Raw genomic sequence first — 21038 nt, 5'->3', positions numbered from 1 at the left:
GAGGCTCTCAAACGCATGGGATGCCCGGTGGACGAGCCTGCGAGCGCAACGGGCCAGACACACACGCTCGTCATCAAGCCAATTTACGACTTGATCAGACGTTCCCTAGGGGAGTGGCAGCGTGCAATCTTGGTCGGATTCGAGGTTTGGCGCCAAGTTCTGAGTGCTGGTGGCGGGAAGATATTGGTTGATCAGGACGCGAAGAGCCTGACCTTTCTTGGTCCACCGAAGAGCGCTCGGCGGAAGCCTGCTCACAAGCCTTAACGGCTTTTCGAATGAACTAGTGACAGGAGGCCCYGGAATGACCGATGAGACGCAGTTTTTGAGTTTTCGGAATGTCGTGGCCCATGGCTTAGATGTTGTCGACACCGCGGATTTTGCTCGCCTCGTGAACAAACAGGCGAGCGACTTCTTGGATCGTTACTTCACGACTGCAGAATTGGCTACCGCGGATGAGGGCGGCGACAGAACAGAACGACTTGCGTCGCGCTTTGCCGTCAAGGAGGCCGTACTGAAAGCACTCGGCACGGGTTGGGGCGATGGCATCGCTTTTACGGATGTCGAGGTTGTTTCTCAGCGGAGCGGCGCACCGGCTGTCGTGCTACACCGCCGATTGGTGAAAATTGCGAGTGAGCGGGGGATCGCCCATTGGTTGGTGAGCGCCAGTCACACAAGCTCGATCGCGATAGCGAGTGTCATCGGTTTGGCTGCGTAGGTACTGCTAGTTGTCTGCAGCATGGCCGCTTTCAGGCTGCGGAAATATTCGAGAAGTGCGTAGAAGTGCTTCTTCGCCAAAAATTTCTAGAGCGGAACAGGCACCCAATGGCAAGAATAAGAAAGATCGAGATCGCCAACTTCCGTGGCATCAAGCAATTAGCCTGGTGTCCATCGCCTGGCATCAACTGTCTGATCGGCACGGGCGACAGCGGAAAATCCACGGTTCTGGATGCGATCGATCTGTGCTTGGGCGCTAGGCGCAATGTCCAGATTTCCGACGCTGACTTTTTCGGCCTGGACATCACCGTTCCAATCAGCATCACGCTGACACTGGGCGCGCTGGATGACAGCATGAGTACGCTGGAGAGCTTCGGTGCCTTTCTGCGCGGCTATCGCGCCGTCACGGGCGTCGTCGAAGACGAGCCGTCCGCCGGTGCAGAAGTGGTTCTCTGCCTTAATTTGACCGTCGCCAGCGACCTCGAGCCATCCTGGACTCTCATTTCCGACCGTGCCTCCCAGCAAGGGCTGGTGAAGACACTCGCGTGGAAGGACCGTCTGGCCTTGGCGCCGACGCGGATCGGTGCGCTCGCTGACTACAACTTGGCCTGGCAACGGGGCTCGGTCCTGAACCGCATCTCGGAGGAACGCGCTGATGCTTCGGCGGCACTCGTGAAGGCTGCACGCGATGCGCGCGGCACCTTTGGCGACCAGGCCGAGCAGCAATTGGGAGAAGCGCTGGGGATCGTCGCCGCGACCGCGCAGGAACTCGGCGTCTACATTGGCGCGAAGGCGAGGGCCCTGCTCGACTCGCATTCCGTGTCGTTCGGCGGCGGGACCATCTCTCTGCACAACGAGGGCGGCATCCCGCTTCGCAGTCTCGGGGTCGGGTCCACGCGCCTGTTGGTCGCTGGTCTGCAGCGCAAGGCGGCCAGCCAAGCGTCGATCGTCCTTTCGGACGAACTGGAGTACGGCCTTGAGCCGCACCGCATTGCTCGGTTTCTCGGCTCTCTCGGGGCGAAGGAAGCGGCCCCGCTGCAAGCGTTCCTCACCACGCATTCGCCAGTGGCGCTGAGGGAGTTGTCGGGCGGCCAGCTTTTCGTGCTGCGCCGCAGTCTCCACGGTCACGAGGCCCGCTTGGTGGGCACCGATAGCGACACGCAGAGCACCATTCGCCTCTATCCCGAGGCCTTTCTGGCTGGCTCCGTGATCGTGTGCGAAGGGGCCAGCGAGATCGGGCTCCTGCGTGGTCTGGATTTGCACCGGGTCGAACATGGCGGCGTGTCTCTGGCAGCACAGGGCATTGCGATGGTCGACTGTGGCGGTGGCGAGCCCGATCGGCCCTATGCCCGCGCGGCCGCATTCCAGTCGTTAGGCTACAGGGTGATGGTGGTACGGGATGACGACAAGAAGCCTACGCCTGCCATCGAGCAGGCATTCCTGCAGGCCGGTGGTGCGGTCGTCGCCTACCGCGCAGGCCGCGCATTGGAGGACGAACTGTTTGGCAGCCTTACCCCGGCGGCTTGTCAAAAGCTAATCAACTACGCATACGAACTGCATGGCGACCTGATCCACGAACACCTGCGCACGGTCTCGAACAACACGCTGACCGTTCAGGCCGTCTGGGACGAAATCCAGAACACGCTGGCGCTGTCAGTGCCAAGCCGAGCCATGCTCGGGCAGGCGGCGCGCATCCGTAAGGCCGGTTGGTTCAAGTCCATCTCCTGGATGGAGGACGTCGCAAGGACCATCGTGGCGCCGGACTTGCCGCTATGCGATCCAGGCTTCAAGGCACTGGTGGACCTGGTATCTGCGTGGGCTGCCCATGGGCCCCGCTGAAATCGACCTGCGCGCGATTGCCCGCGGCACGGTTACGGCACCGGCCGGGTGCGGCAAGACGCAGTTGATTGCCCACGCCCTGGCCGCGCACGGAGGTCGCAAACCCATTCTCGTGCTCACGCACACGAACGCTGGCGTGGCGGCACTTCGTGGCCGGCTGGACCGTGCCGGTGTGCCGCACAGTGCCTATCGATTGAGCACCATCGACGGCTGGGCCATTCGGTTGATTGCGAGCTTTCCGAGTCGCAGCGGTCACGACCCGGACATCCTGCGGCTTGCCACGCCTGCGCGGGACTACCCGGCGATACGCGAATTCGCCTGGAAGCTGTTGCAGGCCGGGCACGTCAGCGAGGTACTGAAAGCGTCCTATGCGCACCTCATTGTTGACGAGTACCAGGACTGTTCGGTGCCTCAGCACTATCTCGTCTACTTTCTCTCGCTGATCCTGCCGACCTGCGTGCTTGGCGATCCAATGCAGGGCATCTTCGGCTTCGGTGGCAACGCCTTGGCCAACTGGGAGCAGCAAGTGTGCGCGCGTTTCCCGGTCGTGGCGGAACTGGCCACGCCGTGGCGGTGGCGCAATGCTGGTGCGGAAGCACTCGGACAATGGCTGCTGGAAGCTCGCCGCCTGTTGGTGGCTGGTCAGTCGGTGGATCTGCGCACTGGACCACCAGCACATGTGACGTGGGTTCAGACCATTCCGCCCAACGACCACCCGCAGCGACTGGCTGCCGCGCGGACACTGCCGCCCACCGCGGACGGGCGCGTGCTGATCATCGCCGACAGCCGTAACCGTTCGAGCCAGCAGAACTTCGCAAGCCAGACGCCAGGGGCCTCGACCGTTGAGGCAGTCGACCTGCAAGACCTCATCGCCTTCGGCAACAGTTTCGATGTTGCGTCTGCGGGGGCCATGGGGCAGTTGCTGGCGCTGGCGCAAAGCGTCATGACCAACGTGGGCGTCGCAGAGCTGACACGGCGTCTGGAGTCGTTGGCCCGAGGAACCGCAAGGAATCCACCGTCCGCAGCGGAGAGCAGTGCCTTGGCGTTCCAGCGCGCCCCGTCTATCGCCGCTGCCGCAACACTGCTGTCGGAGCTGCGCGAAATGCCGAATGTGCGCGTGCATCGGCCTGCCATTCTTTACGGCGTGCTCAAGGCGCTGCGTGCAGCTACGGCAGGAAACGTCCCGCTTGCGGAGGCTGCCAGGCGCGTACGGGAAGAGAACCGGTTGTTGGGCCGCCCGTTGCCCAAGCGTGCAGTCGGCAGCACGCTGCTGCTCAAGGGGCTGGAGGCGGAAGTGGCGGTCGTGCTGAATACGGAGGGCATGAGCGCACAGCATCTATATGTGGCCATGACCCGCGGATCAATGAAGCTGGTTGTGTGTAGCGCCAGCCCCATATTGGGCTAAGTAGGAGGGGAAAATGGCAAGAGAGAACAAGTTCGCAAGCTCGGGCGGTGCAAAAGAGACACCCGCTGGAAAGCTCATGGAGAGCATCGTCGAGGACGTGATCAAGGCGAACGCGATGACCTTTGCACAGTGGCATGCCCTCAGCGCGAACCCCTTGGTTCCGCTTGCCATTCCGGTGTCGCAAGGCGGGCAGTATCGGGTCACGCAAGCTGGCGTGGACGCAGCTCACTTGCTGTCACAGCGAAGCTGGAAATCACGCGAAGCCCTGCGCCAGACAATTGACCGGGAGGCGTTCATGAAGCTCTCGTTCCAGGCCATCGGGGACACGCTTCGCGATTGCCAATCGCGCCTTCCAACAGTGCCGGACGGTCAGAATGAGCAGGACGTGGTGCTCAGTGACGATTTTTACGCTGTGCTCGCCGACGACTACCAGTCTCGCCTGCAGCAACTGGCCGCCAGCGCAAGTCCGGACGTCGACCGGCATATCCCTTGTCATCTGTTTCACTCGGATCAGGCCGTGCCGGCGTTCGCCGTGGGCCCGGTGCGATTCCTCCCGAGAGCGGAATGGCTCGATTCCTTTGTCAAGGACTCGGAGGTTCGCGAGCTCATCCGCCGGGTCGAGGCCCGTGAATTGGACACGGAGGAGTTGATCGCGCAATCAGCTGCCACCGAGGGTGGCCGCCGTGCTTCGCATGCGTTGGACGTTCTGCGTACGCTGCGCCATTACAGCTGGGTAGCGACCATCCGAATGGAAGGACATGAGCATGCGCGGTCTCATTTCAAAGCATCGGTGGTGGTGGGACTAGCGATTGACGCAATCGGACTGAGGTTTCAGGTCGAGGATGCGCGACGATTTACGAAAGCCGGCCGGCAGCATCTTTTTGCAGAGGACCGGTTCGCGACCACGCTGGACGGACGGGTATTGCGTGGGTCGAGCATACAGATGCCTGGCCTTGGCGGACGCCCCGGAGCGCTGGCAGCCAAGATGGCGGGCGAGCAATCCTTCTTGCATGCCGCCGGATGCATCTTGCAGCACTATGTCGATGGACGACGAAGCGGACATGCGCTGCATCTCGTCGAACGCTGGGCCAATGCACTTTACTGGGTCGGTGAAGCTCGTCGCGAGGCCTCCGACTTCATGGCTGTTGTGGACTATGGCTGTGCCGCCGATGGCCTTTCTGGCGCCGGAGGGTACGCCAAGGACATGATCGCTTTCGCCGAGACTGCGCTCAAGCCCGACGGAGAGGCCTTACCTGAGGGCGCGCTTACGGTCGAAGCTGCCGTCCACAAGGTTTACCGCGAAGGTCGCAATAAGCTCGCCCACGGCGAAATGCCGGGACTAATGGAAGACTTGGCAGAGCCGCGCGCAGTCGGTGAAGCACTGCTGTCAGCGCTGTTCGATGTCGTGACAGCGGTGATTGCAGATCTCTTGCAGAACGAGCCAAACCTTCAGAAGCTCGATGAGAAGAGGGCCTATCGTCTGCTTGAAGCAAAACTGGCCGCGCGCAAAGCAAGCGCTTGACTTGAGGTGCTGATCGTGAAAGGTACCAGGGCACGCATTGGCGTCTGCAAAAAATGTTGTACTGCTACCAGGTCCTGGGCACTGCAATTTTCATGGAGAGAGTATGCAAATCCGATTTCAAGGCGAGGACGACCTGGAGCAGGCGCTCCACGAAATTCATCGACGAGCCTGCGAGTATGAGGGGCCCTTAATGCACCAATTCATGGAGTTGGCCAGACTCAGTGCGCCGGTCGAGCCGGATGAGCCCCTTGAAGCAGCCTCCTTGGATGGTGCGCCACGTGATGGTGTCGCTGCAGATGCCATGCGTCGGGAGATCAAAGAGCGATTTGAAGAAGCCTTGTCGTTGCTGATGGTCCTCGCTTTCCCGGTGAATAGCGGAACCGAACAAGCCGTACGCCATGAGCTCAACCAGGTACTGGGGCGCGAGCAGAAAATCGATTCCCTGCTGATACGCGTCGGGAACCGAAAAGTCAGCCTACGACGTAATTTGGGGCGACGCCCGACAAAGCAGCAAGTCGCCCTGCGAAATGCATTGCTCGAATTTCTCCCCCGACAAACCACGGATCAGCTATGAGTATGACATCTGCCGTGGCGACAGGCGCCAAGAAAAAGAAGAAGCAGCCTGCGCCGCCGGATTTAGTCAAAGCAGTAGGTGCGCTCTTCGACATTGCGGCAAAGGCGCCGTCGCCCCTTCAATTGCAAGCAATGACCCGAGACAAACTGTACGAAATGCTGGTTCTTGCTCGACTACTGCGGGCTTTTCGGCGCGCGCATCCCAAAGGGTCAATCGTCCACCAACCGCCGTCTAAGGGAGGTAAGCCGTCCGAGGTGATCGTGGCAAGCAAGCCCGCCCTGGCCGATCGCAAGCGGTTTTCGCACTTTGATCTGCTTGATGCCGCTGGCAATCACCTGGGTGAAGCATGGACCTCAGTCGAATTTGAGTCATTGAGTTGGGATCGCTGCGGCGGAACTCCCGGGAGGGCCCCGCGCAAGGCTCGACACGAACTCGACGTCTGCGTCCTTGAGCCTTGTTCGGGCGAGCGCCCCACACATTCGCAGGTTTACGCAGGCATCAGTTGTAAGGATGTGCGTATGTCATCGAAGGAGAATGTGCGCGAAGCACTGGGGCTGCGGCGCGAGACAGCGCTGCTTCGGCACACAGTCCCAAGCTGTGCCCCGTGGCTGGTGCAACTGGTTCCCGCAGCCCCCAGTTCACCAATCCTACTGGTGAGCTCCGACGTTGGGATCAGGAAATACGCTTCACCAGTTGACGAAATGGGGGTCTACATCCGATTTGTGCGCCGCCCCTGGGAAGCCGAAGTATGAGCCTGATTGATCTAGGCCGTGCACCTTCGACCGTCTGGGAGATCGACGGCATTTGCCTAAGGAGTGGCAGTTAGTCATCCTCCGCAAACTCCGGCTCTCCGATGTTTCTATGTGACTCCATCACAGCATCAACCAACTTGAACGCCATTGCATATGCCTCACCAGCGGCCTTGTAGATCTGCGCCTCACGCTCTTCTTCGCTCATGAGTGGCTCATCGATTTCACCCGAATGGACCAGCCTTGAACGATAGTTATACAGGTCGTTGAAAGCCTTTGCTTGGTCCTTACCGAGTTTCTGACTGACAAATTTTCTGCATGACTTTCCAATGGAGTATTTTTTACACCCACCCACGGCCAGTGCCAAGGACTCTTTTTGGTCCTTACTCAGCGAATATTCTTGGATTTTCTGCACAAGTTCATCGACAACCGCTTGCTCTTCATTGCTTCTGTGTCCTCCCGATCCAGCCAGCATTTCAATCACTGTCATAGAAAGGATTAGCCGAACCATACTTGAGTATTCAAAGTGAATTGAGCTAAGCATGTCGATTGCTGATGAAATCGGGAGTGCCACATAGTAGCTAGAGTAGTAGCTCGCGACCCCCGCGGAAAGCTTTGAATAATCAATGCTCTCGAATTCCTGGGAGGATTCTGGGTCCCACACTATCATGCTCGCTGGGTAGGCCCGGCGAGAAGCGAGTTGCTTAAAAATAATACCTTTAAGAATGTAGCTATGCTCCATCTCTCTCAGTACAACATTGAGAGGGTACTCATCATGCCCACTGTTGGTAGTACAAATGCCGAAATTCTGCTCAAGCGCCGCCAGCTTTATCGCCTGCTCAAGCTTGAGCATCTCGATACCAGCGGCACGGTAGGTCGCGAATCCATCGCCCTCTATGGCTAACTGGTTGGACTGGGAGATCAAAGCCCCCTTGGTCGAGGCAGTGAGGAAGATTTCCTTGTCCTCGAAAATTTTGACCCTCTCTTGATCTAGGTTAATGTTGCTGCCGGAAATCTTGAACGAGATCCGGAAGTTGAAAGTTTCTGCCTCACTCTGCATAACGACTCTAGCCCTGTTGTGGTGCCAACAACGTTCCGTCTCACAACAGTAACAGCTGCGGAACGGATTCTGGAAAATCGCATCGCTCTTCGGCGCTCAAGTACTGGTTTCGACAGAAATTCGGAACACTGGCTAGCACGAATTTCCTGTATCCTTCAATCCGATTGACGATGGCGGCGAAAGAGTTGCTGCCCCGCAGATCGCTCCATCTCCCGCGCCAGCAAAAGATCTGCGGTTCTGACGGTAAAAGCGACGGTAAAGACCCATGTCGATCACAGCCAAGTCCCTTAACCATGCGGGTTTGGGCGGCCTGTTGATGATGGAGTGGGAGTGAAATCGGGTCCCTTCGGGGACTATCGCTAGTTATCGAGAAACTGGGCGCTGTTGCACAACCCGAATTCAGGGCGAGCCTTCCCTTACCAAGTGTAGGCTCGCGCTGCTGCGGCGCGTGGCAATGGCCACACTCAATGTCTTCTGACGCCGCGACAAGGTGCTGTAGTCGGGCACGGCCCAGTCCAAGTGGGCCAACTTGATCAGGCTCTCGGCCAGGCCCGTCGCCTGGCTCAGGCCCAGCCCGAACATGCACTTCAAGGTCAGGCAGAACTGGATCGCAGCATCGCTGAACACAGCGGGCCGGCCCGAGCGACCACTGGCAGGAGCCAGCCATTGAAGGTCGGCATCGAGCCAAACCATCAATGATCCCCTGCGCTTGAGCGCCGCGTTGTACTCACTCCAGTTCGTCGTGCGGTACTTCGCCCGCGGTGGCTTGCTCATCTGCCTAGCCTAACCGCGATCGAAGGCCACTCCCGCAGGGTTATGCAACAACGCCGTTCAGGGGCCTCATCTAGTCACCATCGGCGAAGTTGTCGAACAACAGCCCGCGCAGCCACTGGTTGCCCGGATCGCGATGCGCCTTCGCGTGCCAGAACAGGTTGATCGCGATCTGCGGCAGCGCCACCGGATGTGGGCGCCAGACCAGTCCGAACGGCTCGGCGATGCTCTGCGCGAGCCGTTCGGGCACGGTTGCGATCATCTCGCTCGATCGCAGGATGTGGCCGATGGCAACGAAGTGCGGCACCTTGAGCCGGATGCGCCGCTGGATGCCCTGTGCCGCCATCACGTCGTCTGCCTTGCCGTGGCCGGTGCCGGCAGCCAGCACCTGCACGTGATCGGCCGCGCTGAAGTCCTTGAGCGAAACGCTGCGCTTGTGCGCGAGCGGATGCGCGTTCGAGAACAGGCACACGTACCGCTGCAGGAACAGCCGGCGCTGGAACACGCCCGCTTTCAGCTGCGGCAGCAGGCCGATGGCGATGTCGACGTGGCCGGCCTCCAACTCGTCGCGCAGGTTGGTCGCGGTGTTGTTGCGCAGCGTGCTGATCGTCACGCCCGGCGCCGCCACCGACAGCGCCTCCATCAGCCTCGGCGTGAAGTAGATCTCGCCGATGTCGGTCATGGCGAGCGTGAACCCGCGCGTGCTCGTGGCGGGGTCGAACACCACCTGCTGGTTGAGCGCCGTGTGCAGCGCGCCCATGGCGTAGGCCACCGGCTCGGCCAACTGCAGCGCGAAGGGCGTGGGCTCCATGCCGCGCGCGGTGCGCAGAAACAGTTCGTCGCCCAGCAGCTTGCGCAGCCGCGCCAACGCATTGCTGATGGCCGGCTGCGAAAGCCCGAGTGATTCAGCCACGGCCGACACGCGCTTTTCGGCCAGCATGCGGTCGAACACCAGCAGCAGGTTGAGGTCGATGTCCTTGAGTTGCATGGCGCACCTTTATTCAGCACAGTGATGCAGATGATTCACCAAATTCTATTGGTCAATCGGCAGGGGCCGAGCATCATCGGGCCCGGAGACAAGCCGGATCCACACCGGCGCAAGAGAACCCCACGATGGACCTTCACATTCACCCCCTTGCCCGCACTCTCGAGGTTCGCCCCGGCGCGAACCTGCTCGAAGTGCTGCGGGAACACCATGTGCCGGTGTCGTACAGCTGCATGTCGGGACGCTGCGGCACCTGCCGCTGCAAAGTAGTGTCGGGCCAGCTGCTTGACGGCGGCCAGGACGCGATCCGACCGGACGGGCAGGGCGAGCGCTACGTACTGGCCTGCCAGAGCACGCTGACCGAAAGCTGCGCCATCGAGATTCCGGAGCCCGACGAAGTGGTGGTGCATCCGGCGCGCATCCTGAAGGCGACGGTCACCGGCATCGACGTGCTCACGCACGACATCCGCCGCCTGCGCCTCAAGCCGAACAAGCCGCTGGAGTTTTCCCCGGGGCAGTATGCGCAGCTGCAGTTCGCGCCTGATCTGGCGCGGCCGTATTCCATGGCCGGACTGAGCCGCGACGCCGAGCTTGAATTCCACGTGCGCAGGGTGCCCGGCGGGCGGGTCACGGCGCACATCTTCGAGCAGCTGCGCGTTGGCGATTCGGTGCGCGTGAGCGGGCCGCTGGGTACCGCCTACCTGCGCACCAAACACCGCGGGCCCATGCTCTGCGCGGCGGGCGGCACGGGGCTGGCGCCCATCCTCTCGATCGTGCGCGGTGCCATAGCGACCGGGCTGACACAGCCTGTCCACCTCTACCTGGGCGTGCGCTCCGATGCCGACGTCTACGGCCTGGGCGAGCTGCGCGAACTGCAGGCGCAGCATCCGGGGCTGAATGTGCATGTGGTGGTCGTCACCGGCCCCGCGAAAGAAAACCAGCGTGTGGGTCTCATCACCGATGCCATCCGCGCCGACTGGTCCGGTAACCTCGATGGCTGGCGCGCCTACCTGTGCGGCTCGCCGCCGATGGTCGAGGCCGTGACCCAGCTGGTGCGTGGCCGCGGCCTCGCGACCGAGCAGATCCACGCCGATGCCTTCTACCTGCAAGGCATCTGAAGCAAGAAACCACGAGAAAAAAGGAGACCCGCGATGACCACGCAAACCGTGTTCCCCATCGAATTGAAATGGGAAAGCGAAAAGAGCAGTCGCATTCCCTTCATGGCCTATACCGACGAGGCGCTGCACAAGAAGGAGCTGCAGCGCTTCTTCTACGAAAAGCACTGGTGCTACGTCGGTCTGGAAGCCGAGATTCCGAACCCCGGCGATTTCAAGCGCACTGCCATCGGCGAGCGTTCGGTCGTCATGTCGCGCGACGAAGAGGGCGTGATCCACGTCTTCGAGAACGTCTGCGCGCATCGCGGCATGCAGTTCTGCCGCGAGCGCCATGGCAACCGCAAGGAGTTCGTCTGCCCCTACCACCAGTGGAACTACACGCTCAAGGGCGATCTGCAGGGCGTGCCATTCCGCCGCGGCGTGAAGCAGGACGGCAAGGTCAACGGCGGCATGCCGGCCGACTTCAAGACCGAGGAGCACGGCCTGACCAAGCTCAAGGTGGCCTCGCGCGGCGGCGTGGTGTTCGCGTCATTCGACCACGGCATCGAGTCGCTCGAGGACTTTCTCGGGCCCGACATCCTGCATTACTTCGACCGCCTGTTCGACGGCCGCAAGCTCACCATCCTCGGCTACAGCCGCCAGCGCATTCCAGGCAACTGGAAGCTGATGCAGGAGAACATCAAGGACCCGTACCACCCGGGCCTGCTGCACACCTGGTTCGTGACCTTCGGGCTCTGGCGCGCCGACAACAGGTCGGAACTGAAGATGGACGCGCACGGCCGCCACGCCGCGATGATCTCCACGCGCGGCACCGGCGGCAAGGCGGCCCAGGTCACGCAGGTGTCGAGCTTCAAGGAGAGCATGCAGCTGAAGGACCCGCGCTTTCTCGACATCGTGCCCGAGCCCTGGTGGGGCGGGCCGACCGCGGTGATGATGACGCTGTTCCCCAGCCTGATCCTCCAGCAGCAGGTCAACAGCGTCTCGACCCGGCACATCCAGCCCGTGGGACACGAGGCCTTCGATTTCGTCTGGACGCATTTCGGCTTCGAGGACGACACAGAGGAGATGACGCAACGGCGACTGCGCCAGGCCAACCTGTTCGGCCCCGCGGGTTTCGTCTCGGCCGATGACGGCGAAGTCATCGAGTTCTCGCAGGAAGGCTTCGAGCAGAAGCCCTTCCATCGCACGCTGGCCGAACTCGGCGGGCGCGAGGTGGAGAACACCGACCACATGGTGACGGAGACACTGATTCGCGGCATGTACCGCTACTGGCGCGAGGTGATGGAAGCATGAAGAACCTCGACGCCAACGCCTACCTGGAGCTCTCGCGCCTCTATGCGGCCTATGCCCATGCGGTCGATTCCGGTCACTGGGACCTGTGGCCCGCGTTCTTCACGGAGCAATGCAGCTACCGCCTTCAGCCGCGTGAAAACCACGAGCGCAATTTGCCCCTGGCCACGCTCTCGTTCGAGAGCCGGGGCATGCTGGAAGACCGGGTCTACGGCATCAAGGAGACGCTGTTCCACGATCCGTACTACCAGCGCCACGTCGTTGGCCTGCCACTGGTGCACAAGGTCGACGAAGACGGCACGATCCAGAGCGAGGCCAACTACGCGGTGTTCCGCACCAAGCTCGACGGGCCTTCGACGGTGTTCAACGTCGGCCGCTACATCGACACCGTGGTGCCCACACCTGAAGGCCTGAAGTTCGCGTCGCGCCTGTGCGTGTTCGACAGCGAAATGATCCCGAACTCCATCATCTATCCCATCTGAAAGCGACCATGAGCACCATGACCTGGGTCGACGCCGCGGCCGTCGACGACATTCCCTCCGACGACGTGGTGGGCATCGAGGTGCAGGGGCGCGACATCGCCCTCTACGGCACCGAGGACGGCATCCACGCCACGGACAACATCTGCACGCACGGCCATGCGCGGCTGTGCGATGGTTTTCTCGAGGGCCACGAAATCGAATGCCCGCTGCACCAGGGGCGCTTCGACGTGCGCACGGGCAAGGCGATGTGCGCGCCGCTCACCGAAGACCTGCGCAGCTACCTGGTGAAGATCGAGGGCGGGCGGGTGTTTCTCGCGTTCGAGGGCTGATCTGTTCTGCCGCTGATCTGCAGTCTCTGTATCTGTTGCGCGGTGAGAGGGCTGGCGACAATGAACCTCCCTTTCACGGAAGCGCCATGACAGCAGAAAAGACCCGGGACCAGATCGCCGACCAGATTGCCGCGGAGCTGGGCCACAGCTTCGACGGCGAGATCATTGCCGGCGGCCACTACGTGCCGCTCGTGCGCGGCGGCCGCACGGTCTACCTCAGCGGCCAGGTGCCGCGCGTGGGCACCACGGTGGTGGTCACCGGCCGCGTCGGCGACACAGTGTCGCTCGACAAGGCCCGCGAAGGCGCGCAGATCTGCACGCTGCGCAGCCTGGCGCTGCTGCGCAGGGCCTTCGGTTCGCTCGATGCCATCGAGAAGGTCTTGCGCGTGGGCGTGTTCGTGCAATGCACGGCCGACTTCACCCAGCAGAGCGAAGTGGCCGATGCCGCTTCCGACCTCTTGCACCGTGTGTTCGGCGAGGCCGGCGTGCACGTGCGCACGGCGGTCGGCGTGTATGCACTGCCGAAAAATGCGACGGTCGAAGTCGAGATGACGGTCGCTGCCAAGCAGTACATCGGCTAGCGCGACGGCAGGCCGATGAGGTCGCGTGCCAGTTGGGCGATGGTCAGCGGCGCGCAGCCTTCTGCGTTGTTGCTCACGGTGACGAAAGCGTTCTGGCCCGCGCGCGTGGTTCCCGCGATCACCTTGGCCAGCGCCGCGCGCGTCTCGGGATCGGGATCGACGATCTTGTCGAAGGGGCCGTAGAGCTTTTCTGCGTCCTCGTAGCCGAAGCGGCCATGGCGGCGGTGCAGGTTCCAGCGGCACACCAGCGGACCGGGCCACAGCGCACGCAGCATCGGTAACTGCTCCTCGATGGGGGGCATCTTGGCGTGCAGGCCCATGCAGAAGGTGGCACGCACGCTGCGCAGCATCTCGGCGAAGGCGGGGTTCAGCAGCTGCGGGTCGCGCACTTCGACGGCGATCACCGCATCGGGCGCGACCGATGCGAGGTCGGGCAGCGAGTCGAGCATCTCGGCGATGCGCGCCAGCAGCGCGGGCTGGTCGGCCAGCAGGTGGCCGGGAATCGGGCTCAGCTGGAACACCAGCGCGCCGATGCGATGGCCCAGCCCTTCGAGCGCGGGCAGCACGAACTCCTGCCGCGCGATCTCGGCGCTGAGGAACACGGGGTTGGCCTGCATGCCGCGGCCGCTTTCGTCGCGCACGGTGGCGTCGGTCACGAGGCTCGGCGCCTTCACCACGAAGCGGAAGTCGTCCGGCACCATTGCCGCGTAGCGTGCGTACTGGCTGGCGGTGAGGGCGCGGTAGAAATTGCGGTCCAGGCTCACGGTGCGAAACAGCGGGTGCTTCGCCAGCGCGGAGAGGCCGTTCTTCGACAGCACGGTCTCGGCATATTCGCCATCCCAAACCAGGTTGGCCCAGCCCGGATAGCTCCACGACGAGGTGCCGAGCCGCAGCTTGGGCGGCAGCGCAGCGGCCAGCTCGACCAGTGCCGGATCGGTGGGGGCGGGTTCGACCGTGCCGGTGCGCGATTTCTTCTTCGCGGGCGGTTCGGCTTCCGCCTTGGCGGGCGCCGGCGCGGCCGCTGACGCCTCTTCAGGGCGCGGAAGATCGGGAAAAAGAGAGTCCTGTACGTCAGCCATGTCTGGGCCCGCATTCTCGGCCAACCCCGGACAGGCTCGCCGCGCCGGGCACAATCCGCGCCATGAAACAGTGGTTGCGCACGCAGGGTGGTTGGTGGCTGGCATGGCTGGTGCTCACCGCCGCTGGCGCGGTGTGGCTCGCGCGCGCCGAACTGGCGCAGGTGCACCAGGACTTCGAGACCGATGTGCGCATCGCGCACCGGCTCATGAGCCAGCAGATGGTGCAGTACGACGCCGTGCTGGCCACGCTCGCGCTGCTGGAGCCCAGCACCGGCGCGGACCATCCGGAGCAGCGCCTGCCTTCGGTGTATTCGTCCATCCTGCGCGTGCAGCGGAGCGACCGCGACGAGCCCTGGGCAGACGGCGTGCAGGCCGGCGCACTGGCCGCGGCCGAGGCGCGTTCGCGTAGCCTGCAGCGCCCCGAACTGGCCGCGCTCGACCTGGCTCATGGCCGCTATGTGCTCGTCATCGGCGCCACGCCGTTCAGCTACGCACTCGACGTCGACCTGGCCGGCTCCGTGCCGTGGCGCGACTGGCCGATGAACCCGCAGCGCAGCCCCGTGAGGGTGAGCCTGCAGCGCGACGGGCAGCAACTCGTGCTGCAACCCGGTGCACCGGCCACGAACGGATGGCGCTTCGGGCTGACCAAGGCGCTGGCCTCGCCGAGCCAGCCCTTCGACCTCGTGGCCGAGCGGCAGGTGGGATGGGGCGAGTTGCCGTGGCGCGGCATCGCTGGCTGGGCTGTGGCCGCGGCTGCGCTTCTGGTAGGCCTGTGGACCGCGCAGCGCCAGCGCGTGGCGCGGCGGCGGGCCGAAGAGCTGCTGCGGCTCGGGCAGGTCGCGCGGCTCAATGCGCTGGGCGAACTGTCTGCCGGGCTGGCGCACGAACTCAACCAGCCCCTCACGGCGGTGCTGGCCAACGTGCAGGCCGCGCGCCGTTTGCTCGGCGACGAGCCACCGGACCTGGCCACGGCGCGCGACGCGATGGGGCAGGCCGTCGAGCAGGCGCGCCGCGCGGCCAGCGTGGTGGGACGCCTGCGCCGCGTCATCGAGCGTCCAGAGGCCGCGGGCGACGCGAAGCCGCTGGTGCTGCAGGAGGTGGTGCGCAGCGCCATGCACCTGCTGGCGCCGGAGTTCGCGAAGCACACGATCAACGCGCAGTTCGACGCCACCGCGCAGGCGCCGGTGCGCGTGCAGGCCGAGGCCGTGGCCCTCGAGCAGATCGTGCACAACCTACTGATGAACGCGCTTCAGGCGCTCGATCTCGTGCCGGCGGCCGAGCGGCGCCTCGTCGTCTCGGTCGGCCGCAATGGGCAGGAGGGCGTGCTGACCGTGACCGACAACGGACGCGGCATCGCCCCCGAGGCCCTGCCGCGCCTCTTCGAGCCCTTTTTCAGCACGCGCGAAGGCGGACTGGGCCTCGGCCTGAGCCTCAGCGAAACCCTGGCCAGCGGCATGGGCGGCAGCCTGAGCGCGGCCAACGCCTCGCCGCGCGGCGCGCGCTTCACTCTTTTGCTGCCGCTGGTCGCACCGTCTCCATGAACACGCCGAGCATCCATCCACCGCAATCTCCGCTGGTCCACCTGATCGACGACGACCAGGCGGTGCGCGACAGCCTGTCGCTGCTGATCGGTACGGTCGGCCTGCGCGTTCAGGCCTGGGCCGACCCGCAGGCCTTTATCGACGGGTTCGACCGCGCGAGTGTCGGCGCCATCGTGCTCGACGTGCGCATGCCCGGTATCAGTGGCCTGACGGTGCTCGACCGTCTGGTGGCGCAGGGCGTCGACCAGCCCGTGATCATGCTGACCGGCCACGGCACGGTCGAGATGTGCCGCCGCGCCTTCAAGGCCGGCGCGGCCGAGTTTCTCGAAAAGCCGGTGGACGACGAGCAATTGCTCGAAGCGCTGCAGCAGGCCGTGCGGCAGCACGTGCGCTCGCGCGAACGCTCGCAGGCGGACAACGCCGCGCGCGAGCGGGTGGCTCAGCTGTCGGAGCGCGAGCGCGAGGTGCTCGCCTTCATCGTGCAGGGGCTGACCAACAAGGAGATCGCGCGCACGCTCGCGCTGTCGCCGCGCACGGTCGAGACGCACCGCGCCAACCTGTTCGCCAAGCTCGGCTGCGATTCGCTCGCGCAATTGATCCGGCGCTACGCCGTGCTGGTGGACAGCGCTCCGTAGAACTACGGAGCACCGCGCGTAGCCGTACGAATGGCCGTTGCGCGCCGGGTTTTCTACAGTGGCGCAGCCGTCGGCAACAGCCGGCGCAACCACCCGCATCCACTGGAGAAAACGAACAATGCATTCCATCCTTCGCCTCGGCGGCCTCGCCGTCCTGCTTGCCGCTTCCGCGGTCCAGGCCCAGACGCCCGCACCCGCGGCTTCGGCCGTGCGCACCGAAAAGAACATCTCGCTCGCGCTGGCCAACCAGATCGCGGCCGAAGCCGTGGCCGCCTGCGCGGCCAACGGCTACAACGTGGCGGCCACCGTGGTCGACCGCGCCGGCACCGTGCGTGCCGTGCAGCGCGCCGACAACGCCGGCCCGCACACGCTGGCTTCGAGCGAGCGCAAGGCCTGGACCTCGGCCTCGGCCAAGAGCCCGACGCAGGCCATGATGGAAGGCGCGCAGAAGAACGCAGGTGCGGCCAATCTGGTCTACCTGCCGGGCTTCCTGCTGCTGGGCGGCGGCGTGCCGGTCAAGTCGGGCAATGAAGTGATCGGCGCGGTCGGTGTGGGCGGCGCACCCGGCGGCCACCTCGACGACCAGTGCGCCAACGCGGCGCTGGAAAAGGTCAAGGGCCTGCTCTGATGAAGGCGCGCGGCATCTGGCCGGGTGTGCTGGCGATCGCGCTCGGGTTGGGCGTGCCGATCAGCGCGCTCGCCCAGGTGCCGCCGCTGGCAGCGGAGGTGCTGGCCTACGAGGGACTGCACCAGGCTGCATGGCATGGCGACCTGCAGAAGCTGAAGGCGCTGGCCGCCGCGGGCGCCAACCTCGATGCGCGCGACACGCGCGGCCGCACGCCGCTGCATGTTGCCACGCATGCGCGGCAGCGCGAGGCGATCAAGCTGCTGGCCAAGGCCGGCGCCAACCTCGACCTGCTAGACGACGACCGCTACGACGCCGTCACCATCGCGTCGGTGGCCGATGACACGCCGACGCTTTCCCTGCTGCTGTCGCTCGGCGCCAAGGCCGGGCAGACCACGAGCCGCTACGACGGCACCGCGCTGATCGCGGCCGCGCACCTCGGGCACGACGAGGTGGTGCGGCGGCTGATCGCCGCGGGTGCGCCGCTCGACCACGTCAACAACCTGCACTGGACGGCCGTGATCGAATCCATCGTGCTCGGCGACGGCGGCCCGCGCCATCAGCGCACGCTGGCCGCGCTGATCGATGCCGGCGCCAGCCTCAAGCTGACCGACCGCCAGGGCAACACGCCGCTGCAGCTGGCCAAGGCGCGCGGCTACACCGCGATGGTGAAACTGCTGGAGGCGCCGCGTACAAGATAGGGGCGGCTCGGGGACAATCGGGCCTCGCCACGAGGAAAAACGCCCATGTACATGCCCCCGCAGTTCAATGCCAAGGACCCGGCCATCGCGCTGGAGCTGATGCGCTCGCACCCGTTCGCGAGCCTGATCTCGAACGACGACGACGGGTTGCCGTACGTCACGCACCTGCCGCTCGTGGCCGAGCCGCGCGGAGGCGACGAACTGGTGCTGCTGGGGCATTGCGCCAAGCCCAATCCGCACTGGCGCTACCTGCAGGCGCGCCCCAAGGCGGTCGTCACCTTCCTCGGTCCGCATTCGTACCTGTCACCTTCGGTGTACCCTGACCTGGCCCGCGTGCCGACCTGGAACTACCTGGCCGTGCACTGCACCGTCGAGGCCCGGCTGATCGAGGAGTCCGCGGACAAGGACGCGCTGCTCAAGAAACTCATCGGCGACCACGAGCCCGCCTATGCGCAGCAGTGGCGCGACCTGGGCGAGGAATTCCAGCTCAAGATGCTGGCCGGCATCACGGGCTTCGAGTTGCGCGTGACGGCGCTGCAATGCAAGGTCAAGCTCAACCAGCACCGCCGCGAGTCGCATGCCGCGATGCACGCGGTCTACAGCGCGGGCACGCCGGACGAGCAGGCGCTTGCCGTGTGGATGGGCCGGCTCGGCATGACGGCCGATGCGCCCGTGGCGCAGGAACGCTGAGATGCGCGGACTCGGACTCATCGGCCTCGTGCTGGCACTCGTGATCGCCGGGCTGGTTGCGAAGAAGCAGATGACGAGCATGGCTTCTTCTTCGCGGCCGGCCGTGCCCGGCGTTGCTGCACCAGCAGGCGAAGCGCCTGTGAATGCGCAACAGGTGCAGCGACAGGTCAAGGAAGCGCTCGACGCGGCGACCAAGGCGCGCCAGATGCCGGATGACAACTGAGGCCATTCCCGCGCCGATGCCGGGCGATGCGCACTGGATGGCGCTCGCGCTCGCCGAGGCGCAGCTTGCCGCCGAGGCTGGCGAAGTGCCCGTCGGCGCTGTGCTGGTCAAGGACGGCCAGCTGATCGCGACAGGCCGCAACACGCCGGTCGCACAGCACGATCCGAGCGCGCATGCCGAGATCAACGCGTTGCGCGCCGGTGCCGCAGCGCTCGGCAACTACCGGCTCGATGGCTGCGAGCTGTTCGTCACGCTGGAACCGTGCGCGATGTGCTCGGGGGCGATGCTGCATTCGCGGCTGGCGCGCGTCGTGTACGGCGCGACCGATCCCAAGACCGGTGCAGCCGGTTCGGTGCTCGATCTCTTCGCCGAACCTCGGCTGAACCATCGCACGCTGGTGCAGGGCGGGGTGCTGGCGCAGGAGTGCGCCGCGGTGCTGCAGGCCTTCTTCCAGCAGCGCCGGAGCGCCGCGCGCGCGCAGGCCGAACCCTTGCGCGACGACGCGCTGCGCACGCCGCAGGAACGCTTCGACGCGCTGGCCGGCTACGCCTTCGCGCCGCACTACGTGCAGGACCTGCCGAGCCAGCAGGGCTGGCGCATGCACTACGTCGATGAAGGCGGTGAAGGCGGTGAAGGCGAAGCAGCCTGCTGCCTGTGCCTGCACGGCCCGGGCGAATGGGGCTACTTCTTCCGGCAGCTCGTGGGCCTGCCCGGGCTGCGCACGCTCGTGCCCGACCTGATCGGTTTCGGCAAGAGCGACAAGCCCAAGCGCGAAGCGCCGCATCGCCTTGAATGGCACCGCGACGTGCTGCTCGAATGGCTGGATCGCATGCAGCCCGGCGCGATGGTGCTTGCGCATAGCGCGGCCGCGACCGACCTGGCCGCGCTGCTGCAGGCCGCGGCGCCCGGCCGTTTCGCGGCGATGCTGCTCGTGCCCGACGGCGGCGAGCAAATCGGGGGCGCATGGCGCGCACCTTTCCCCGATCGGGGCTACGAAGCCGCGCTGCGCGCGCTCGGCCCCATCGCCACGTCCTCGGGACCTGCGCCGGCGCAAGCTCGAACGTTCGTGCTGCAGGCGCGAAACGCAATGGGATACTCGAACACGTGAGCAAACACATCTATATCTATTCCCCCGCCAGCGCGGTCCGCGACAAGGCCGCGTTCCGGCGCGGCGTCAAGCGGCTCCAGGCGCTGGGCCATGAAGTCGAAATCGACGAGGCGGCACTCTCGGCGTACCAACGCTTCGCGGGCGACGACGCCACGCGGCTCGCCGCGATTTCGCGCGCCGCAGCAAGCGGTGCCGACGTCGCGCTCATCGCGCGCGGCGGCTACGGCCTCACGCGCATCCTGGATGCCATTCCCTACAAGGCCGTGGCCAAGGCGATCGGCAAGGGCACCGAGTTCGTCGGCTGCAGCGACTTCACCGCGCTGCAGAGCGCGCTGCTGGTCAAGACCGGCGCCGTGAGCTGGTCGGGCCCTGCGCTCGGCGAAGACTTCGGCGCCGAGGCCGGTCCTGACGACATCATGGAAGCCTGCTTCGACGACCTCGTGAGCGGGCAGGGCGAAGGCACCGGCTGGCGCATGCCGGCGCGCGATGCCGACCTGAAGTTCAAGCCGGTGCAGGACGCGGTGCTGTGGGGTGGCAACCTCTGCGTGCTGGCCAGCCTGCTTGGCACGCCATACTTTCCCGCGGTCGACAAGGGAGTGCTCTTCATCGAGGACACCAACGAGCATCCGTACCGCATCGAACGCATGCTCGACCAGTTGAAGATGGCCGGCGTGCTGGCGCGCCAGCGTGCCATCGTGTTCGGGCAGTTCACGGGTATCCGCAAGGTGCTGGGCTACGACCGCGGCTTTGGCCTGGACACGGTGATCGACCGGCTGCGCGCTTCGCTCAAGGTGCCGGTGCTGGCGGGCCTGCCGTTCGGCCACGTGCCCACGAAGGTGCTGCTGCCGGTGGGCGCGAAGGTGTCGATGGCGGCGCAAGGGCGCGACGTCTTCCTCGTCTGGGGCCACTTGCACGCGTCGGCGCACGGGCACCACCACGAACATGATCATCAACACGCCCATTGACCACGGGCAGGGAGAAGAAATCGAAAAAAGAAAAACGGCCCCGAAGGGCCGCCGC

Annotated in this window: 23 protein-coding genes and 1 pseudogene; 20 read left to right on the top strand and 4 right to left on the bottom strand. The window is 64.6% G+C overall.

Annotated elements, in window-relative coordinates:
- Positions 1-15: 15 nt before the first annotated feature.
- The 7 genes from AC1DFC_RS09285 (at position 16) to AC1DFC_RS09255 (ending at position 6806) form a co-directional block, all read left to right on the top strand.
- Positions 16-264 (top strand): hypothetical protein, encoded by a 249-nt coding sequence (locus tag AC1DFC_RS09285; protein WP_478179046.1) that lies wholly within the window; start codon positions 16-18, stop codon positions 262-264.
- Positions 265-301: 37 nt separating this feature from the next.
- Complete coding sequence (acpS, locus tag AC1DFC_RS09280; protein ID WP_478179045.1) at positions 302-715, top strand: holo-ACP synthase; 414 nt, start codon at positions 302-304, stop codon at positions 713-715.
- 107 nt (positions 716-822) lie between these two features.
- The gene (locus AC1DFC_RS09275; RefSeq protein ID WP_478179044.1) at positions 823-2553 is read left to right on the top strand and encodes an ATP-dependent nuclease; all 1731 of its coding nucleotides are present in this window, start codon (positions 823-825) and stop codon (positions 2551-2553) included.
- Positions 2540-3958, top strand: a complete 1419-nt coding sequence (locus tag AC1DFC_RS09270) for a UvrD-helicase domain-containing protein (protein WP_478179043.1) — start codon at positions 2540-2542, stop codon at positions 3956-3958. Before AC1DFC_RS09275 ends, AC1DFC_RS09270 begins: the two co-directional genes overlap by 14 nt.
- Before the next feature lie 76 nt (positions 3959-4034).
- On the top strand, positions 4035-5480 hold the full coding sequence (locus AC1DFC_RS09265) for a hypothetical protein (RefSeq protein ID WP_478179042.1): 1446 nt from the start codon (positions 4035-4037) through the stop codon (positions 5478-5480).
- Between the two features lie 103 nt (positions 5481-5583).
- A complete protein-coding gene (locus AC1DFC_RS09260) occupies positions 5584-6054 on the top strand; it encodes a hypothetical protein (RefSeq protein ID WP_478179041.1) in 471 nt (156 codons plus the stop codon).
- Positions 6055-6056: 2 nt separating this feature from the next.
- Positions 6057-6806: a hypothetical protein gene (locus AC1DFC_RS09255; RefSeq protein ID WP_478179040.1), complete on the top strand. Its 750-nt coding sequence runs from the start codon at positions 6057-6059 to the stop codon at positions 6804-6806.
- A 70-nt stretch (positions 6807-6876) separates the two neighbouring features.
- Here AC1DFC_RS09255 and AC1DFC_RS09250 read toward each other — a convergent pair whose 3' ends face one another.
- The 3 genes and pseudogenes from AC1DFC_RS09250 to AC1DFC_RS09240 all read right to left on the bottom strand — a co-directional run bounded on the left by AC1DFC_RS09250 (position 6877) and on the right by AC1DFC_RS09240 (position 9622).
- Positions 6877-7863 (bottom strand): hypothetical protein, encoded by a 987-nt coding sequence (locus AC1DFC_RS09250; protein ID WP_478179039.1) that lies wholly within the window; start codon positions 7861-7863, stop codon positions 6877-6879.
- Between the two features lie 417 nt (positions 7864-8280).
- A pseudogene (locus AC1DFC_RS09245) lies at positions 8281-8637 on the bottom strand (transposase); the annotation flags it as partial.
- 70 nt (positions 8638-8707) lie between these two features.
- A complete protein-coding gene (locus tag AC1DFC_RS09240) occupies positions 8708-9622 on the bottom strand; it encodes a LysR family transcriptional regulator (RefSeq protein WP_007832233.1) in 915 nt (304 codons plus the stop codon).
- A 125-nt stretch (positions 9623-9747) separates the two neighbouring features.
- Between AC1DFC_RS09240 and AC1DFC_RS09235 the strand changes: the two genes are divergently transcribed.
- From AC1DFC_RS09235 to AC1DFC_RS09215, 5 genes are all read left to right on the top strand, one after another.
- On the top strand, positions 9748-10737 hold the full coding sequence (locus tag AC1DFC_RS09235; RefSeq protein ID WP_413331720.1) for a 2Fe-2S iron-sulfur cluster-binding protein: 990 nt from the start codon (positions 9748-9750) through the stop codon (positions 10735-10737).
- 33 nt (positions 10738-10770) lie between these two features.
- On the top strand, positions 10771-12027 hold the full coding sequence (locus AC1DFC_RS09230; RefSeq protein WP_413331721.1) for an aromatic ring-hydroxylating dioxygenase subunit alpha: 1257 nt from the start codon (positions 10771-10773) through the stop codon (positions 12025-12027).
- A complete protein-coding gene (locus AC1DFC_RS09225; protein WP_413331722.1) occupies positions 12024-12506 on the top strand; it encodes an aromatic-ring-hydroxylating dioxygenase subunit beta in 483 nt (160 codons plus the stop codon). Before AC1DFC_RS09230 ends, AC1DFC_RS09225 begins: the two co-directional genes overlap by 4 nt.
- Before the next feature lie 8 nt (positions 12507-12514).
- Entirely contained in the window at positions 12515-12835 is a 321-nt protein-coding gene (locus AC1DFC_RS09220) for a non-heme iron oxygenase ferredoxin subunit (protein WP_413331723.1), read from the top strand.
- 86 nt (positions 12836-12921) lie between these two features.
- Positions 12922-13416 (top strand): RidA family protein, encoded by a 495-nt coding sequence (locus AC1DFC_RS09215; RefSeq protein WP_007832225.1) that lies wholly within the window; start codon positions 12922-12924, stop codon positions 13414-13416.
- On the opposite strand, the gene AC1DFC_RS09210 is transcribed toward AC1DFC_RS09215, so the two are convergent.
- Positions 13413-14495 carry a DUF72 domain-containing protein gene (locus AC1DFC_RS09210; protein ID WP_413331724.1) on the bottom strand — a complete coding sequence of 361 codons (1083 nt, stop codon included), beginning with the start codon at positions 14493-14495 and terminating at the stop codon, positions 13413-13415. The genes AC1DFC_RS09215 and AC1DFC_RS09210 overlap by 4 nt on opposite strands.
- A gap of 62 nt (positions 14496-14557) precedes the next feature.
- On the opposite strand from AC1DFC_RS09210, the gene AC1DFC_RS09205 reads away from it, so the two are divergent.
- From AC1DFC_RS09205 to AC1DFC_RS09170, 8 genes are all read left to right on the top strand, one after another.
- Positions 14558-16036: a sensor histidine kinase gene (locus AC1DFC_RS09205; RefSeq protein ID WP_413331725.1), complete on the top strand. Its 1479-nt coding sequence runs from the start codon at positions 14558-14560 to the stop codon at positions 16034-16036.
- On the top strand, positions 16033-16671 hold the full coding sequence (locus AC1DFC_RS09200; RefSeq protein WP_007832222.1) for a response regulator transcription factor: 639 nt from the start codon (positions 16033-16035) through the stop codon (positions 16669-16671). The genes AC1DFC_RS09205 and AC1DFC_RS09200 overlap by 4 nt, the downstream gene beginning before the upstream one ends.
- 118 nt (positions 16672-16789) lie before the next feature.
- Positions 16790-17299 carry a GlcG/HbpS family heme-binding protein gene (locus AC1DFC_RS09195; RefSeq protein ID WP_007832221.1) on the top strand — a complete coding sequence of 170 codons (510 nt, stop codon included), beginning with the start codon at positions 16790-16792 and terminating at the stop codon, positions 17297-17299.
- On the top strand, positions 17299-17997 hold the full coding sequence (locus AC1DFC_RS09190) for an ankyrin repeat domain-containing protein (RefSeq protein WP_007832220.1): 699 nt from the start codon (positions 17299-17301) through the stop codon (positions 17995-17997). Before AC1DFC_RS09195 ends, AC1DFC_RS09190 begins: the two co-directional genes overlap by 1 nt.
- A gap of 45 nt (positions 17998-18042) precedes the next feature.
- A complete protein-coding gene (locus tag AC1DFC_RS09185; RefSeq protein ID WP_413311740.1) occupies positions 18043-18687 on the top strand; it encodes an FMN-binding negative transcriptional regulator in 645 nt (214 codons plus the stop codon).
- 1 nt (position 18688) lies between these two features.
- Positions 18689-18910 (top strand): hypothetical protein, encoded by a 222-nt coding sequence (locus tag AC1DFC_RS09180; RefSeq protein WP_413311741.1) that lies wholly within the window; start codon positions 18689-18691, stop codon positions 18908-18910.
- The gene (gene tadA, locus AC1DFC_RS09175) at positions 18900-20018 is read left to right on the top strand and encodes a tRNA adenosine(34) deaminase TadA (protein WP_413311743.1); all 1119 of its coding nucleotides are present in this window, start codon (positions 18900-18902) and stop codon (positions 20016-20018) included. Before AC1DFC_RS09180 ends, tadA begins: the two co-directional genes overlap by 11 nt.
- The gene (locus tag AC1DFC_RS09170; protein WP_478179038.1) at positions 20015-20983 is read left to right on the top strand and encodes an LD-carboxypeptidase; all 969 of its coding nucleotides are present in this window, start codon (positions 20015-20017) and stop codon (positions 20981-20983) included. Before tadA ends, AC1DFC_RS09170 begins: the two co-directional genes overlap by 4 nt.
- Positions 20984-21038: the final 55 nt, after the last annotated feature.

The sequence above is a fragment of the Variovorax sp. 10L421 genome (genome assembly GCF_056395365.1).
This window is presented reverse-complemented; position numbering and strand designations above follow the sequence as displayed.